This window comes from Streptomyces sp. NPDC030840 (assembly GCF_055572015.1).
The window spans coordinates 113,881-129,364 of record NZ_JBVIEE010000023.1 but is presented as its reverse complement, the minus strand read 5'-3'; the positions used below and the strand labels follow the sequence as shown (position 1 = coordinate 129,364).

Here is a 15,484-nt window from a genome sequence, read left to right as displayed (position 1 = left end):
TAGAAGTCCGCCAACCAATCGATCGTAGCTTCAAGGGGAAACAGGGACTTGCTCTCCTGCTTGCACGTGCATACCCTGTGCGGCCCCATCAACCGCACCCACCAGGCGACATCCCATCCCGACCCGGGAAAGCCTAGCCATTTGGCCGCAGACATCAAAGGAGAGTTATCTATTCCACCGCGGGACAGGGCCGGCTCCTGTCTCGCCAGCTAGACATGACGTGGTCATGCTGGTGGACAACGCACCTGAGCTGCGACCTCTGCGCCCCCACCCCTGTCCCTCCCCTCGGAGCGTGGAGTCCGTGAGCCTTTTCCAACCTGTTCGCCGCGAGCGTGGTGCTCGGCTGGTCATGCACCTTCGGTGTCAAGTCGCTCCGCGGATTGGAGCAGGTACTCAGGTTGAACTCGTGGAGTCCGGTGGTCTGATTGCGTCGTAGTCCATGATCAGGCCGGTGGGTGGCAGGCAGCCGTCGATCAGGTGGGGACGGTATTGGATCTTCTTGAGCTTCCGCTTGATCACACGGGTGAGGTGGGCGAGATCGGCGGCGGCGAAGTCGGCCAGGTGCCGTTTGAGCAGGGACCAGATGCCTTCTGCCGGGTTCAACTCGGGTGCGTAGGACGGCATCTGGAAGATCCGCAGCCAGTCCTTGAGGCTTTTCCAACCTGGTTACGCAGCACGTCGGTTGGCTGAGAGCGGCCTTGAGGAAAAGGTGAAGCTCCTGGTAGATGGGTTGTCGACCAAGATCAACCTGTCCGCCCGGAGCTTCACGTGCTTGTCTACCCATCGGGGATTGATCTGTCCACCTCGAACCTGCGCTACCTGGCCGACCTGGAGAGAGCCCGGCGGCGTGAGCGCGGCACGCGCTGGCGCCGCCTGACCGCGGACCGACAGGCTCTGCTCGCGCTGGCCCATCTGCGCTGTGGGCACACGTACGCCCAGCTCGCGGCCAGCTTCGGTATCGGGCTGGCCACCGTCTACCGGTACATCGTCGAGGCGGTTGAGGTCCTGGCCGCCCTCGCCCCTACTCTCCAGCAGGTCATCACCGTCACCGCCAACAAGGCATTCGTGATCCTGGACGGCACCCTGCTGCACATCGACCGCGTTGCCGCCGACCGCCCCTACTACTCCGGCAAGCACAAGCGCCACGGCATGAACGTCCAGGTCATAGCCGACGGGTTCGGACGCCTGCTCTGGGCCTCACCTGCCCTGCCAGGTGCCGTCCACGACATCAAGGCCGCACGCACCCACGGCATCATCGAAGCGCTCACCCAAGCCGGCATCCGGACGTGGGCCGACAAGGGATATCAGGGAGCGCAGGGGACGATCCGCGTGCCTTACCGGGGCCGCTGGAGCACGCTCCCAGCCGGGAAGCGAGCGGTGAACTCCTCCCACGCCAGGATCCGAGCCGTCGGAGAGCAGGCGAATGCCACCCTGAAGAGTTGGCGGCTCCTGCACAAACCCCGTTGCAGCACCACCCGCATCACCGACATCGTCAAGGCCGTCCTGGCCCTGCACCGCGCCACGGCAGCCTGAGATCGCTGCGGCCGGAGGCATGGACAAAGACAGCGCCACCATCAGCGACAGCAAGGGAGACCACTCACCGTGACAGATGTCAGAGCGCGCGCATGTATCCCTGCGATCCAGTGGACGTCGACGGCATGATCAACCTCGACTTCGACGAGCAGGGCCGCCTCATCGGCATCGAGGTGTTGGCGGCCAGTTCGAAACTGCCCGAGTACCTGCTCCAGTCCGCGGAGCGACTTGACACCGAAGGTGCATGACCAGCCGAGCACCACGCTCGCGGCGAACAGGTTGGAAAAGGCTCACTGCTTTTCGAAGACGGCCCCGGCTGAGCAGACAGACGCGGTCTTGCCGTAGTTGCCCCAGCCGCTGATCATGACGCCGGCGTGGGTCGGGTCGTTCCTCTTCCTCGTGTTGCCGCTCAACCGGCGCCGGATCAGCTTGCCGACCTTGTCGTGCATGGGGGTGTCCTGCAGCGGGAGGTTCGCGTTCGTCAGCTCCCGGTAGAGGTCGTAGTCGTACTGGCGGCTCTCAGGGAGCATCGACCACTGCTGCGGGGAGATCGTCGGAGCGGGGACGAGTAGGTCGTAGTGGGTGCGGTAGTGCTGCCAGCCGGCGTAGGTGTCGAGGGGCGGGCGGCTGCCCAGGATCAGCTCGGCGATCCTGGCTCGTGAAGGCAGACCGTCCAGCGGATCATCGTGAGAGAGGGCTCGGGTCACGTGTCGTCCTCCTGGACAGGTGTATCGGCTTCCAAGTCGTCGGGGGGCGGAAGCCGGAACATGGGACGCCGGTTCAGGGCCTCGTGCAGCGTTGCCGGGGCCACGGGCTTGACGTCGGCGAGGGCTTCTTCGCGTCGTCGACGGCGGTCGGCGTCGACCGCGTGGTCGATCGTGCGGGCGTGCTCGGCCCAGGCCGCGGGCATCTCAGCCGGAGCTGGCTCATCCGCGATGGCGGGGCGGTCAGCGGCCGCAGCCTGTGCGCGGGTGATCTCGCGGGCTTGGGCGACGCGCTGCTTCTTTCCGGCCTTCCTCTTGGCCTGGCTGGGCCATTGGTCGACTGGGGTGACCGAGCCGAGGATCCCGAGCAGATGTTCCAGGAGCTCGCTCTCGGAATGGATCCTGATCTTGTTCGCCCTCACGCGTGTCAGCAGGGCGTCGGCAGTCTTGTCCGAGAACGCAGGGATCTCACTTTCGGGCGGCAGCCTTCTCCAGCGCAGAATGTGCCAGGTCTCGTGGTCGGCAGGGTCCTGGAAGAACACCTGTCGGCGGTCCCTCCGGTCACTGCGGACAAACCCACTTGCCCGCGTGTTTGCCGCCCCGGGCGGAGGGCTGCTGGAAGCGCGGCTCGTCGAAGACCGGGTGGTGATACCAGAGCCCGAGAATCTTCACCCCGCGACGAGGATGGATCTTCACGTGGTGTTTGCGCAGGACCTTGTAGTAGAAGCTCGGTTCGGGGAAGTCCAGGTCGAAGCCGCCCTGTTCCATCGCGGCAGCGAACAGGGTGTTGGGGCTGTGGTCTTCACCCGGCGCCCAACTCGGGGCGTTCGCCTAGTTTACGGTTCTGCCAGATCTGGACGATCCAGGTCGCGATGATGTGCTCGGCTTGCGCGAGCGTGAGGCTCGCATCGCGTTCCGGGTCGGCCCCGCGGTCCGCGACGTCACCGCCGGTGAATCCCAGCAGGTGCTCGAAGAGCATGGTCTGGATGGTGAGGAACTGGCGCTCGACCGCGAACTTGTCGGTCTGCCGCAGGACGCGAGCAGGCGGGATCCGGCAGCCGATCTCCGTTTCGGCTTCCACCAGGTCGTGATTCTTGTAGGGGCCCCCGTGGTCGGTGGTGACCGTCTCCGGGGCGAAGAACGGCAGAGCGGCGACCCGGTGCCCGGTGAACTCGGCGATCACCTCGGCCGGCACCCCTGCGTAGGGCCATTCCATGTCCTCGCCCCAGCCGTCCCGCATCGGAAGCGGCAGCATCACGTCCCGCAGCAGCATCGCGATGTCGACCGAGGTGTCGGACTGGAGCGTAAGCCGGAAGGCCGGCAGCCCGTGCGTGTAGAGATCGAGTGCGAGGGTCAGCGTCGCGGTGATCGCGTCGCCGAACACGGTCTCGCGCAGCTTCACCGGCATCGGGGTCGAGTCCAGCACCAGAACCTGGCCCGGCCGGTGGACCACCATCCGGCCGGAGACCCCGGCCTCCGCGGCCGCCTCCGCCGTCCGCCCGTAACGCGGCCGGGCTCCGCCGGGCCCGAACCACTCCTTCCAGACGGCCGCGAGCGTCCAGCGGGAAGGGATCTTCTCAGTGGGAAACGTCGGGAACCGCTCAAGCATGTACTGGTGCATCAACCGGTGCTTGGCACCCTGGCTCAGGCGGGCGCGTGGGCCGCACTCGGCCTTTACTGCGAAGATCGCCTCCCGGACCTCCTTCGTGATGGTGCGGTGCCCGCTGCGTCGCCGCGTCCAGCGCCCGTCCGCGCAGGCCAGCAGGAGACTGTCGCCCACCAGTCCCGACAGACGTACCAGCGTCCGGTAGCTGAGGTGCTGCAGACCGCACCGGACCGCCTCCGGACGGGGCATCGCCTCCATCTCCGCAGCCTTCGCGTACCGACGCTGAGTCAACGTCGTGCGGTCCGGGTCGTAGGCCGGCCGGGGCTCACCCGGCGGGGCCCGAGCCGGGTGGCCCTCCCGGAACCCCGTCTCGGCCTCCAGCACGTGCGCCGCCCGCAGCCGGGCCCGCTCCAACTGGTCCTTGGTCAAGTCGGCCAGTGTCCTCGGCTGCCGGGCGACCGGCGGTGGGCGCCCTGACTCGACTGCCGGAAGAAGCCGCAGGTCAGCATGGTTGATGAGCCAACGGAACGAGCGGGTCTCCGCGCGGCCGTCGTCACCCACGAGGACGAGTCGGCCGAGTTGGCCGTGGACGTCGTCAACCGTCCACTCGACGCCGTTGAGTGCGACCCGCCTACCCGGCGCGATCTGCAAGAACCCCCTCGCTGCCATCACACCGCCCAGATCAGTGAGCTGTGGCGCAAGGGACTGCCCAGGTCAACGCCGAGCTCGCGGTGCCAGAGCAGCCGGACGATGTTCGCCCGGCCAACGGAAGGCACGCTGGTCGCCTCCGCCAGGTCGGAGAACGTCATCGCCTGCCCCTGCTGCCCGCTGATAGCGGTGAGCAGCTGCTCGCGCATGCCGAGAAGGTCCCTCGCCGGCCGCCGGCGCGAGGACAGGTGGTCAAGGACGCTCCAGACATGCGGTCGCCGGCCCGCGACCACCGAGTACCGCCAGCCGCAGGCAGCCGCCACTTCCCTGGCCGCCGCGAACTTCAGCGCGTCCTCTTCCTTGATCAGCTCCATCGGGCGGACGTCCAGCAACCACATCCCACCGCCGATCACGGCCAGGAAGTCCGGGATGTGCCAGGCATGCCCGCCCGCATGCTCGAAGTCCAGCCGGAACGGCTGCGACAGCACTTCCGATGCCCTCAAGAAGTCCAGCGCGCCCAGCAGGCTCACTTCCTTCAGCGACTCGAAGCCATGCTTCCCGCCCGCTGACGCCATGCCTCCAGGCCGGGGCGGTGCCGCTGCTTCGCCCGCCACGTGAACCCCCGCATCGGCCTGGACGACATCACCGGTACGTGAGCCATGTCCCGGACCGGCCAGTAGACCTCGTCGGCGCCCACCTGCCACGTCGAACTCCACCGACGCGGCCAGTCGTCCCCGAGCCGCAGCCGATCCCGCAGTCCGGCGTCCCCGTCGTACGCCGTGACAAGGTGGTCCAGCTGACTTGAATCCGACGGGATCTTCGCTCTCGCTGCCTCGCCCACTCATCCAGAGAAGCACCACTCGACCGGCGACGGGGGCGTTTCGCCGGTACTGCCCGCAACACAGCGTGACGGGACCAAGATTTGCCAACCAGCGTTCTCCATGTGCCAACTAAAAGTCTCCGTCGCATCCGGGCCCGCGATCACACCCACCCAGGATTGCATAAACGTGCAGTGAAACGTATAGTCATGCCATCCAAGAGGAGGGTTCCATGGCGGTACGTGCAGCGGTGGCGGGAGCGAGCGGTTACGCGGGCGGGGAACTGCTGCGTCTGCTCCTGGCCCACCCCGAGGTCGAGATCGGCGCTCTGACCGGCAACTCCAACGCGGGCCAGCGCCTCGGCGCCCTGCAGCCGCACCTGCTGCCCCTGGCCGACCGCGTTCTGGCCGAGACCACCGCCGAGGTCCTCGCCGGGCACGAGGTGGTTTTCCTCGCCCTGCCGCACGGACAGTCCGCCGCCGTCGCCGAGCAGCTCGGTCCGGACGTCCTCGTCATCGACGTGGGCGCCGACTTCCGGCTGAAGGACGCCGCCGACTGGGAGAGGTTCTACGGCTCCGCACACGCCGGGACCTGGCCCTACGGCCTCCCCGAACTGCCGGGTGCCCGCGCCGCGCTGGAGGGGTCCAAGCGCATCGCGGTGCCCGGCTGCTACCCGACGGCCGTCTCGCTGGCGCTCTTCCCGGCGTACGCGGCCGGACTCGCCGAGCCCGAGGCCGTGATCGTCGCCGCGTCCGGCACGTCCGGCGCGGGCAAGGCGCCCAAGCCGCACCTGCTGGGCAGCGAGGTCATGGGCTCCATGTCCCCGTACGGCGTCGGAGGCGTCCACCGGCACACCCCCGAGGTGATCCAGAACCTCAGCGCGGCCGCGGGGGAGCGGGTGTCCGTCTCCTTTACGCCCACCCTCGCGCCGATGCCCCGCGGCATCCTCGCCACGTGCAGCGCGAAGGCCCGCGACGGGGTCACCGGAGAGTCGCTGCGCGCCGCGTACGAGAAGGCCTTCGCCGACGAGCCGTTCGTCCACCTCCTCCCCGAGGGCCAGTGGCCCGCCACGGCGTCCGTCTACGGATCCAACGCCGTCCAGGTGCAGGTCGCGTACGACGGGAGCGCGGGCCGGATCATCGCGATCAGCGCCATCGACAACCTGACCAAGGGCACCGCGGGCGGTGCCGTCCAGAGCATGAACCTCGCCCTCGGGCTTCCCGAGGACCTCGGCCTTTCCACGATCGGAGTCGCACCGTGAGTGTCACGGCAGCCAAGGGATTCACGGCGGCGGGCATCGCCGCCGGGATCAAGGAGAACGGCAACCCGGACCTGGCCCTCGTGGTCAACAACGGGCCCCGCCGCGCCGCCGCGGGCGTCTTCACCGCCAACCGTGTGAAGGCCGCGCCGGTGCTGTGGTCCGAGCAGGTGCTCAAGAGCGGCCAGGTGTCCGCCGTGATCCTCAACTCCGGTGGCGCCAACGCCTGTACGGGACCCAAGGGCTTCCAGGACACGCACGCCACCGCCGAGAAGGTCGCCGACGTCCTCGGCCGGGGCGCCATCGAGGTCGCGGTCTGCTCCACCGGCCTCATCGGCGTCCTGCTCCCGATGGACAAGCTGCTCCCGGGAGTAGAGACGGCCGCCGCCCACCTGTCCGAGCACGGCGGCGAGAAGGCCGCCATCGCCATCAAGACCACCGACACCGTCCACAAGACGTCCGTCGTGACCAAGGACAGCTGGACCGTGGGCGGCATGGCCAAGGGCGCGGGCATGCTCGCCCCCGGCCTGGCCACCATGCTCGTCGTCCTCACCACCGACGCCGACCTCGACAGCGACACCCTGGACAAGGCGCTGCGCGCCGCCACCAGGGTCACCTTCGACCGCGTCGACTCCGACGGCTGCATGTCCACCAACGACACCGTGCTGCTGCTCGCCTCCGGCGCCGCCGAAGTCACCCCTGAGTACGCGGAGTTCGCGGAGGCGGTACGGCAGGTCTGCGACGACCTCGGCCAGCAGCTGATCCGCGACGCCGAGGGCGCGAGCAAGGACATCAAGGTCGAGGTCGTGGGCGCCGCGACCGAGGACGACGCCGTCGAGGTGGGCCGCTCCATCGCCCGCAACAACCTCCTCAAGTGCGCCATCCACGGCGAGGACCCCAACTGGGGCCGCGTGCTCTCCGCGATCGGCACGACGAGCGCCGCCTTCGAACCCGACCGGCTCAACGTCGCCATCAACGGCGTGTGGGTCTGCAAGAACGGCGGCGTCGGCGAGGACCGCGACAAGGTCGACATGCGCTACCGCGAGGTCCACATCGTGGCCGACCTCGCCGCCGGTTCCGAGACCGCCACGATCTGGACCAACGACCTCACCGCCGACTACGTCCACGAGAACAGCGCCTACTCCTCATGAGCAACCCGACGCGGAAGCACACCGCTCTCCCCAAGGCGCAGATCCTCATCGAGGCGCTGCCCTGGTTGGTCCGGCACAACGGCAAGACCGTCGTCATCAAGTTCGGCGGCAACGCCATGATCGACGAGGACCTGAAGGCCGCGTTCGCCCAGGACGTCGTGTTCCTGCACCACGCCGGCCTCAAGCCCGTCGTCGTGCACGGCGGTGGCCCGCAGATCAGCGCCGCCCTCGACAAGCACGGCATCGTCAGCGAGTTCAGGGCCGGTCTGCGCGTCACCACCGAGGACGCCATGGACGTCGTACGGATGGTGCTCGCCGGGCAGGTCCAGCGCGAACTGGTCGGGCTGCTCAACCAGCACGGGCCGCTCGCCGTCGGCCTCACCGGCGAGGACGCGCACACCATCACCGCCACCAGGCACCAGCCCGAGATCGACGGCGAAGTCGTCGACATCGGGCGGGTCGGCGAGATCACCGCGATCGACACGGGCGCGATCGAGGCGCTGCTCGCCGACGGCCGTATCCCGGTCGTCTCCTCGATCGCCCGCTCCCAGGACGACGGACATGTCTACAACGTCAATGCTGATACGGCGGCTGCGGCACTCGCTGCTGCTCTGGGCGCCGAAACCCTCATGGTCCTCACGGACGTCGAGGGCCTCTACGAGGACTGGCCGAACAGCGACGAGGTGATCAGCCGCCTCACCGCCTCCGAGCTGGAACAACTGCTGCCGGACCTGTCCTCCGGCATGGTGCCGAAGATGGAGGGCTGCCTGCACGCCGTGCGGGGCGGCGTCACCACCGCACGCGTCATCGACGGCCGCGTCCAGCACTCGATCCTGCTGGAGATCTTCACCGACGAAGGCATCGGCACGATGGTCGTGCCCGACGAGAAGCCCGGGGGAACGGGCGAACAGGGGGAGTCGTGAGCAACCAGGAACTGACCGCGCGGTGGCAGGGCGCGCTCATGAACAACTACGGCACCCCGAGGCTCCCTCTCGTCCGCGGTGAGGGCACGAAACTGTGGGACGCCGACGGCAAGGAGTACCTCGACTTCGTCGGCGGCATCGCGGTCAACGCGCTCGGTCATGCCCATCCCGCGATCGTCGAGGCCGTGAGCCGGCAGATCGCCTCCCTCGGCCACGTCTCCAACCTGTTCGTCGCCGAGCCGCCCGTCGCGCTCGCCGAGAGGCTGCTCCAGCTCTTCGGCCGGGACGGCAAGGTCTACTTCTGCAACTCGGGCGCCGAGGCCAACGAGGGCGCGTTCAAGATCGGCCGGCTGACCGGGCGCGCCCACATGGTCGCCACCCGGGGCGGCTTCCACGGCCGCACCATGGGCGCCCTCGCGCTCACCGGCCAGCCCGGCAAACAGGAGCCGTTCCTGCCACTGCCCGGCGACGTCACCCACGTCCCGTACGGCGACGCGCAGGCTCTGGCCGCCGCGGTCACCGAGGAGACAGCCCTCGTGATCATCGAACCCGTCCAGGGTGAGAACGGCGTGGTCGTACCCCCCGCGGGCTACCTCAAGGCCGCCCGCGCGATCACCGCGGCCACCGGTTCGCTGCTCGTCCTCGACGAGGTGCAGACCGGTGTCGGCCGCACCGGCAACTGGTTCGAGTACCAGGCCCACGAGGGCGTCCTGCCCGACGTCGTCACCCTCGCCAAGGGGCTCGGCGGCGGGCTGCCGCTGGGCGCGACCGTCGCCTTCGGGCGGGCCGCCGAACTGCTCCAGCCCGGCCACCACGGCACGACGTTCGGCGGGAACCCCGTCGCGTGCGCCGCCGGACTCGCCGTACTGGAGACCATCCAGGCCGAGGGCCTGCTGGAGAACGTGAAGCGGCAGAGCGAGAAGCTGCGCGGCGGCATCGAGTCGCTGGGCCACCCAATGATCGACTATGTCCGTGGCGCGGGCCTCCTGCTGGGTATCGTGCTCACGGAGCCGCTCGCGCCCCAGGTGCAGCAGGCGGCTCAGGACGCCGGTCTCCTGGTGAACGCGCCCGCCCCCGATGTCGTACGGCTCATGCCGCCGCTGACCATCAATGAGGCAGAGGTGGACGCCTTCCTCCAGGCGCTGCCCGGCGTCCTCGACGCAGCGCACGCGACCAGCGAGGCCGGACGATCCGGAGAATGAGACGACGATGAGCCAGGCGCAGGACCACGAGCACGCCGCAGGGCCTGCCGTGCCGCAGACCCGCACCGCCCGCCACCGCCGGATCGTGGACATCCTCAACCGGCAACCGGTGCGCTCCCAGAGCCAGTTGGCGAAGCTCCTCGCCGACGACGGGCTGAGCGTCACCCAGGCGACGCTCTCCCGGGACCTGGACGAGCTGAACGCGGTGAAGATCCGCAACACCGACGGCGACCTCATCTACGCGGTCCCCAGCGAGGGCGGCTTCCGCACCCCGCGCGCACCGCTCGGCGGGTCGGCCAAGGAGGAGCGGATGCGGCGGCTGTCGCAGGAGCTGCTGATCTCCGCCGAGGCCTCCGCCAACCTCGTGGTGCTGCGCACCCCGCCTGGTGCCGCCCAGTTCCTCGCCTCGGCCATCGACCAGGCCGAACTGCACGACATCCTCGGCACGATCGCCGGCGACGACACCCTGCTGCTGATCAGCCGTGACCCGACCGGGGGACAGGCACTCGCCGACCACCTGCTCCGGCTCGCGCAGAACAACCACTGAGCGGCCGGCCGCCGCATACTGTCGGCACCAACGAGGGCGGGGCGTACCGGAGTTCCGGTACGCCCCGCCCTCGCATGGGGGAACTTGCGTGGGGGTCTTCTGTTGGGGCCCCGCGTGGGGGAGCGGGGGTCGTGCGTGAGGGCCTGCGCCGGGTGGCCTCAGCCCAGGCGTGCGGCGAGCCCTCCGGTGCAGCGGACCTCGTCGCCCGCCGTGATGAGCAGGGCCTCGGTGTCCGGCAGGTCCTCTAGCCAGCTCAGCGCGTCCCGCGAGCCCATCGCGAACGCGGCCGTCGCCCAGGCGTCGGCCCAGGTCAGCTTGGGGGCCACCACGGTCACGGCGACCAGGTCGGTGACCGCCGACCTGCCGGTGCGCGGGTCCACGATGTGCGTGCCGCGCTCGGCCGTGCCGGAGGTCGCCACGGCCAGCTGCGCCGTACCGGCGGCGGACACCACGGCGGCCAGCCCTCCCGGGCGCAGCGGATCGGACACACCCACCCGCCACGGCCGCTGCGGGCCGGGCACCCCGCACAGCTGCACGTCTCCGCCGCCGTTCACGCTCACCCCGGTCGCTCCCGCCGCGACCAGGTGGAGGGCGGCCCGCTCGGTGGCCCAGCCCTTGACGATGCCCGTCGGGTCGAAGGTTCCCTGGAAGGTGGCGCTGAACCAGCCGTCGCTGAGCCGCTCGGCCTCGGAGCACAGCTGGAGGATCTGGGCGACCTCCGGGGCGCACTCCTCGATGGTCAGCTCGCCGCGGGCCAGCCGCGAGATCTGGCTGTTGTCGCGGTAGGTGCTGAACACCTCGTTGACCCAGTGGAGTTGGGCCACGGCCTCCTCCAGCGCCGCCTTCATCGCGGCGGGCTCTCCTCCGCGCACGTCGAAGGAGAAGACCGTGCCCATCACCTCCTCGACGTGGCGCAGTTGCTGCGGCGCCGGCACCTCGGAGGGGTCAGCCGGCATTGTCCAGGGCGGACTGGAGGGACTTCTTGTAGCCCGCGCTCGTGTAGGTGGCACCGGAGACGGCATCAATGTCGGCACTCCCTGCTGCGACGGCTGCTTGGTTGAGCTTGGGTATGGCGTTGCCGCTGATCTGGGTGGAGCGTCCGCCCATGGGCATCTGGACGGCCTCGGCCTTGGTGATCTTGCCGCCGCTGAGGGTGACACGGACCTGGACCGGCCCGTACTCCGTCTTGACGACCTCGCCCTGCAGCGTCTCGCCCTTGGCCTGAGCGCTTCCGGATCCGGCGTCGGACCCGGACCCGGAGTCGGACCCCGACCCGGCCACAGCGGAGCCCGACTCCTGCTCCGTACCGGACTCCTGGGCCCCCGAGCCCTGCGCGCTCTTGACCTTGTCGAGGGCGGACTGCAGGGACTTCTTGTAGCCGGCGCTGGTGTAGGTGGCACCGGAGACGGCGTCGATGTCGGCGTTGCCCGCCGCCACCGCCGCCTGGTTGAGCTTCGGCACGGAGGTGCCGCTGATCTGGGTGGAGCGGCCGCCCTCCGGCTTCTGGACGGCTTCGGCCTTGGTGATCTTGCCGCCGTTGACGGTGATACGGACCTGGACGGGCCCGTACTCCGTCTGCTCGACGTCACCGGTGACGGTCTGGGCCTGGGCGCTGCCGGAGCCGGAGCCGGAGCCCTGCGCGCTGCCGGCCTTGTCGAGGGCGGACTGCAGGGACTTCTTGTAGCCGGCGCTGGTGTAGGTGGCACCGGAGACGGCGTCGATGTCGGCGTTGCCCGCGGCGACGGCCGCCTGGTTGAGCTTGGGGATGGCGTCGTTGCTGATCTGGGTGGAGCGGCCGCCTTCCGGCTTCTGGACGGCTTCGGCCTTGGTGATCTTGCCGCCGTTGACGGTGACACGGACCTGGACGGGCCCGTACTCCGTCTGCTCGACGGCACCCGTCATGGTGCCGTCGGCCACGGCCTGGGCGCCCGCCTGTCCCTGTGGCGCGACCGACTGGCCCTCCGCGGCCGCCGGGTCCGACGACGGCTTCAGCGTCAGCAGCAGCACGATGCCGGACACGGTGGCGGCACTGGCGAGCAGGACACGCCGAATGGGATGGCTCTTCTTCATAGCTCCTGAGCTCCTGGCTCCGATAGGTCGCGTAAGTCCCGTGGATCGGTGGATCCGTCGCTCACATCTCGAACGACTCGTGATGGATGCGCCGGGTCGGCACACCCGCACCGCGCAGTGCTTCGTACACCTGCTGGGCGAACCCGGGCGGGCCGCACATGAAGACGTCGTGTTCCTCGATGTCGGGGATCTTGCGGCGCAGCGTGTCCGGTGAGATGTCGGGGCGCTCTCCGTCGGGGCTGTTCACCGCGTACATCAGCCGGGCGCCGCGCTCCTCGGCGATCGACGCCAGCTCGTCCCACAGCGCCAGGTCCTGGGTGCTGTTGGCCCGGTACAGCAGCGTCAGGTCGCCGGCCGCGCCGGGCAGCGTCTCGAACAGGGCCCGCATCGGCGTGATGCCCACACCGCCGGCCACCAGCAGCACCTTGCCGCTCCTGCGCCTGCTCGCCGTCATCGCCCCGTAGGGGCCCTCGGCCCACACCCGGGTGCCGGGCTGGAGGTCGCGCAGCGCCGAGCTGTGGTCGCCGGCCGCCTTCACCGTGATGCGCAGCATGTTGGGGCGGGGCGCCGCCGACAGCGAGTACGGGTGCGAGCTGAACCGCATGCCCGGCGCGAGGAACCGCCAGCGGAAGAACTGCCCGGCCTCCGCGCCCATCCGGTGCAGCTTCCGCCCGCTCATCAGTACCGAGACGACCCCCGGCGCTTCCTCGATGACGGCCTCGACGCGCAGCCGGTGCCGCATGTTCAGCCGGATCGGCGTGAAGATCCGGTACCACACCACCAGCGCCGTCACCGTCCCGTACAGCGCGTACCAGACGGTCTTCGCCACGGGCTCCACCACGAACTCGTTGCCCGTGGACAGCTGGTGCCAGAACGTCAGGAACGTCGCCACGTACGTCAGCAGGTGGACGTGGTACCAGAGGTCGTACGGGATCCTCTTGCGCACCGGCCCCACCGAGATCAGCCCGATGAACACCAGCACACCGGTGCCGATCGCGGCCTTGCCCATGTCCGGCAGCTGGTTGATCGAGTCGATCGTCTGCTGCACGATGTCGGCGAAGGTCAGCCCGGCCTGGAGGGCGTACCCGTACATCGTCAGCACGACGTGGGCGACGACCAGGGAGATCGTGTACCGCCCGCTCATCGCGTGCCAGCGCGCCACCCGGTCCGAGCCGACCCGGCGCTCCAGCGCGGGTACCCGGGCCATCTGCAGCACGACCAGCGCCATCAGGTACCCGGCGAGCAGTCCGGTGATCCGGCCGGCGGCCAGCCACTTGCTCGCGGTGTCCGCGAGGGAGGGCGTGTTGTTCCACCACAGCCAGATGACCCCGGCCGCGCCCGCCCATACGGCGAGCAGCAACGGGACGGCGGGGGAGCGTCGGGGGCGGATACGGCGCATCGTCTGGCGCCGTGCGGCGCGGCCGCCTGCGATCGTGGTGGTCACGGTTCCTCCGTGGTGGCGTGCAAGGGATGAGGCATGTCCCTTGGCCCTGAGATACGTGCGGGGAGGACGGAGTGTTCAGTGGGGCGCGGAGACCGTGCGTACGGAGTGACTCCGGGTAACAGCAGGCGCCCCCGAAAGGGGCGCGGGGCTGTGTCGATCTGCGGCTCCGCCGCGTGGGCGCGACAAGGCACAACGGGCCTGCAGTCATCAACCCACGGCAGGCCCTACGGCGCTTTCGGCCAAAAGTCAGTAGCGCACGATCGCGGTGACCCCGCTCTCCGTACCGATGGCGATGTGCGGGCTGCGCTCCGGATCGGCCCACGCCAGAACCCGCCGCATCGCATCGCGCGGCACGGAGACACAACCCGCCGTCGGGCCAGACCCGTTGACATGCAAGAAGATGCCGGCGCCGCGCTCCCGCACGGGCTGCGCGTAGTTGAACCCGATGACGTAGGCGTACGCGTACTGCGTGCCGTACGTGATGAGGTGCTCGGCCTCGGTGGCGCGGCAGTCGGAGGCGAGCGGCTCGGTCCAGCGGTTGTAGGACCGCGAGTCATTGTCCTGGCACCACCAGGAGTTGTCGCGGACCCGCCGGTACGGCGCCCTCGTGCCGGCGGGAGCCTCCTCGATCCCGAAGGCGTACGGGAGGTCGTACAGCCCCGTGGGCGTCGTGTTGGTCCCCTGCTTGCGGGAGCCGCCCTCGGCGAGCCCCTTGGCGCCGAAACGCGCGGGGGCGGAACCCGCCTCCACCCACCGGCCGTCGCGCCGGTCCCACCAGGTGACGGTGCCGGTCGTGGAGGACGTGCTCCCGGCCACGGCGGTGATCAGCTGGGTGCCGCCCCCGGTGTCGGCCATCCGCTCGGGAAGGGGATCCTGGCCCGAGGGTGCCGAGGGGCCCGAGGGCGCGGCACCGAGCGCGAGGGAGGCGGCGGCGAGGACGGCGACGGCTACGGCAGGGCGCATGCCTCAGACGCTAGAAGGAGGCAGCGGCAACGGCAGCCCGGGTAGGCCATCCAGGCTGCTCGCGATGTGCTCCTTCTTGGTGAAGTAGGCGCTGAGCGAGGCGTCGTCCTCCCGCGCGAAACGCCTGCCGTGCAGGTCGCGGTCCTCGTCGTACGTCATGTAGGGCACCGCGTAGCCGCAGGAGTCACGCACGACGTCCGCCCGTACGACGACGATGGCGCGCAGACCGTGCGGGGCCGGGTCGATGTCCGGGAAATGCGCGAGCAGGTCCGCGAAGCGCGGGTCGTCGCGGAAGACGGGTTCGCCGCGGCCGTGCACGCGGACGATGTTCGGCGGGCCCTGGAAGGCGCACCACATGAGGGTGATGCGGCCGTTCTCCCGAAGATGGGCGATGGTCTCGGCGTTGCTGCCGGCGAAGTCCAGGTAGGCGACGGTGAGTTCGTCGATCACCACGAAGGAGCCCTTGAGGCCCTTGGGGGAGAGGTTGACCGTGCCGTCGGCGGAGAGGGGTGCGGTCGCCGTGAAGAAGAGGGGCTGGGCCTCGATGAACGTACGCAGGCGGCCGTCGATGCGCTCATAAGTCTTTCCCATGTCGAACAATGGTCCGGGAAAGCCTT

Annotated in this window: 17 protein-coding genes and 1 pseudogene; 7 read left to right on the top strand and 11 right to left on the bottom strand. The window is 69.5% G+C overall.

Annotated elements, in window-relative coordinates:
* Positions 1–393 precede the first annotated feature (393 nt).
* Positions 394–648, bottom strand: a pseudogene (locus tag ACZ49J_RS36015) (transposase); the annotation flags it as partial.
* Between the two features lie 120 nt (positions 649–768).
* Between ACZ49J_RS36015 and ACZ49J_RS36010 the strand changes: the two are divergent.
* Positions 769–1,533 carry a transposase family protein gene (locus ACZ49J_RS36010; protein WP_467454889.1) on the top strand — a complete coding sequence of 255 codons (765 nt, stop codon included), beginning with the start codon at positions 769–771 and terminating at the stop codon, positions 1,531–1,533.
* Between the two features lie 92 nt (positions 1,534–1,625).
* Positions 1,626–1,781 carry a DUF2283 domain-containing protein gene (locus ACZ49J_RS36005; protein ID WP_467454890.1) on the top strand — a complete coding sequence of 52 codons (156 nt, stop codon included), beginning with the start codon at positions 1,626–1,628 and terminating at the stop codon, positions 1,779–1,781.
* A 42-nt stretch (positions 1,782–1,823) separates the two neighbouring features.
* On the opposite strand, the gene ACZ49J_RS36000 is transcribed toward ACZ49J_RS36005, so the two are convergent.
* From ACZ49J_RS36000 to ACZ49J_RS35980, 5 genes are all read right to left on the bottom strand, one after another.
* Positions 1,824–2,240, bottom strand: a complete 417-nt coding sequence (locus ACZ49J_RS36000) for a hypothetical protein (protein ID WP_467454892.1) — start codon at positions 2,238–2,240, stop codon at positions 1,824–1,826.
* On the bottom strand, positions 2,237–2,779 hold the full coding sequence (locus tag ACZ49J_RS35995) for a hypothetical protein (RefSeq protein ID WP_467454894.1): 543 nt from the start codon (positions 2,777–2,779) through the stop codon (positions 2,237–2,239). Before ACZ49J_RS35995 ends, ACZ49J_RS36000 begins: the two co-directional genes overlap by 4 nt.
* Positions 2,780–2,798: 19 nt before the next feature.
* Positions 2,799–3,005 (bottom strand): hypothetical protein, encoded by a 207-nt coding sequence (locus ACZ49J_RS35990; RefSeq protein ID WP_467454895.1) that lies wholly within the window; start codon positions 3,003–3,005, stop codon positions 2,799–2,801.
* Between the two features lie 34 nt (positions 3,006–3,039).
* Positions 3,040–4,272: a hypothetical protein gene (locus ACZ49J_RS35985; RefSeq protein ID WP_468351549.1), complete on the bottom strand. Its 1,233-nt coding sequence runs from the start codon at positions 4,270–4,272 to the stop codon at positions 3,040–3,042.
* A gap of 239 nt (positions 4,273–4,511) precedes the next feature.
* Entirely contained in the window at positions 4,512–5,066 is a 555-nt protein-coding gene (locus ACZ49J_RS35980) for a hypothetical protein (RefSeq protein WP_467454899.1), read from the bottom strand.
* A gap of 475 nt (positions 5,067–5,541) precedes the next feature.
* Here ACZ49J_RS35980 and argC point away from each other — a divergent pair, with 475 nt between their 5' ends.
* From argC to ACZ49J_RS35955, 5 genes are read left to right on the top strand one after another with little or no spacing between them, the layout of a single operon-like run.
* Positions 5,542–6,570 carry an N-acetyl-gamma-glutamyl-phosphate reductase gene (gene argC, locus ACZ49J_RS35975; RefSeq protein ID WP_467454901.1) on the top strand — a complete coding sequence of 343 codons (1,029 nt, stop codon included), beginning with the start codon at positions 5,542–5,544 and terminating at the stop codon, positions 6,568–6,570.
* Positions 6,567–7,718: a bifunctional glutamate N-acetyltransferase/amino-acid acetyltransferase ArgJ gene (gene argJ / locus ACZ49J_RS35970; protein ID WP_467454902.1), complete on the top strand. Its 1,152-nt coding sequence runs from the start codon at positions 6,567–6,569 to the stop codon at positions 7,716–7,718. Before argC ends, argJ begins: the two co-directional genes overlap by 4 nt.
* Entirely contained in the window at positions 7,715–8,641 is a 927-nt protein-coding gene (gene argB, locus ACZ49J_RS35965; protein ID WP_467454903.1) for an acetylglutamate kinase, read from the top strand. Before argJ ends, argB begins: the two co-directional genes overlap by 4 nt.
* Positions 8,638–9,843, top strand: coding sequence for an acetylornithine transaminase (locus ACZ49J_RS35960; RefSeq protein WP_467454904.1), 1,206 nt, complete (start codon positions 8,638–8,640; stop codon positions 9,841–9,843). Before argB ends, ACZ49J_RS35960 begins: the two co-directional genes overlap by 4 nt.
* Before the next feature lie 7 nt (positions 9,844–9,850).
* Positions 9,851–10,390: an arginine repressor gene (locus ACZ49J_RS35955; RefSeq protein WP_467454905.1), complete on the top strand. Its 540-nt coding sequence runs from the start codon at positions 9,851–9,853 to the stop codon at positions 10,388–10,390.
* 158 nt (positions 10,391–10,548) lie between these two features.
* Here ACZ49J_RS35955 and ACZ49J_RS35950 read toward each other — a convergent pair whose 3' ends face one another.
* The 5 genes from ACZ49J_RS35950 to ACZ49J_RS35930 form a co-directional block, all read right to left on the bottom strand.
* Positions 10,549–11,286 (bottom strand): FAD:protein FMN transferase, encoded by a 738-nt coding sequence (locus ACZ49J_RS35950; protein ID WP_467455060.1) that lies wholly within the window; start codon positions 11,284–11,286, stop codon positions 10,549–10,551.
* Between the two features lie 49 nt (positions 11,287–11,335).
* Positions 11,336–12,460, bottom strand: coding sequence for an FMN-binding protein (locus tag ACZ49J_RS35945; RefSeq protein WP_467454907.1), 1,125 nt, complete (start codon positions 12,458–12,460; stop codon positions 11,336–11,338).
* A 61-nt stretch (positions 12,461–12,521) separates the two neighbouring features.
* Complete coding sequence (locus tag ACZ49J_RS35940; protein WP_467454909.1) at positions 12,522–13,904, bottom strand: ferredoxin reductase family protein; 1,383 nt, start codon at positions 13,902–13,904, stop codon at positions 12,522–12,524.
* Between the two features lie 246 nt (positions 13,905–14,150).
* A complete protein-coding gene (locus ACZ49J_RS35935) occupies positions 14,151–14,867 on the bottom strand; it encodes a L,D-transpeptidase family protein (protein WP_467454911.1) in 717 nt (238 codons plus the stop codon).
* A gap of 3 nt (positions 14,868–14,870) precedes the next feature.
* On the bottom strand, positions 14,871–15,458 hold the full coding sequence (locus ACZ49J_RS35930) for a pyridoxamine 5'-phosphate oxidase family protein (RefSeq protein ID WP_467454912.1): 588 nt from the start codon (positions 15,456–15,458) through the stop codon (positions 14,871–14,873).
* Positions 15,459–15,484 lie beyond the last annotated feature (26 nt).

What these genes read in the sequence shown, in the direction of transcription:
- ACZ49J_RS36005 (WP_467454890.1), top strand. Translation starts at nt 1,626, where the DNA reads ATGTATCCCTGCGATCCAGTGGACGTCGACGGCATGATCAACCTCGAC.
- ACZ49J_RS35990 (WP_467454895.1), bottom strand. Translation starts at nt 3,005, where the DNA reads ATGGAACAGGGCGGCTTCGACCTGGACTTCCCCGAACCGAGCTTCTAC.
- ACZ49J_RS35980 (WP_467454899.1), bottom strand. Translation starts at nt 5,066, where the DNA reads ATGGCGTCAGCGGGCGGGAAGCATGGCTTCGAGTCGCTGAAGGAAGTG.
- argC (WP_467454901.1), top strand. Translation starts at nt 5,542, where the DNA reads ATGGCGGTACGTGCAGCGGTGGCGGGAGCGAGCGGTTACGCGGGCGGG.
- argB (WP_467454903.1), top strand. Translation starts at nt 7,715, where the DNA reads ATGAGCAACCCGACGCGGAAGCACACCGCTCTCCCCAAGGCGCAGATC.
- ACZ49J_RS35955 (WP_467454905.1), top strand. Translation starts at nt 9,851, where the DNA reads ATGAGCCAGGCGCAGGACCACGAGCACGCCGCAGGGCCTGCCGTGCCG.
- ACZ49J_RS35950 (WP_467455060.1), bottom strand. Translation starts at nt 11,286, where the DNA reads ATGGGCACGGTCTTCTCCTTCGACGTGCGCGGAGGAGAGCCCGCCGCG.
- ACZ49J_RS35945 (WP_467454907.1), bottom strand. Translation starts at nt 12,460, where the DNA reads ATGAAGAAGAGCCATCCCATTCGGCGTGTCCTGCTCGCCAGTGCCGCC.
- ACZ49J_RS35935 (WP_467454911.1), bottom strand. Translation starts at nt 14,867, where the DNA reads ATGCGCCCTGCCGTAGCCGTCGCCGTCCTCGCCGCCGCCTCCCTCGCG.
- ACZ49J_RS35930 (WP_467454912.1), bottom strand. Translation starts at nt 15,458, where the DNA reads ATGGGAAAGACTTATGAGCGCATCGACGGCCGCCTGCGTACGTTCATC.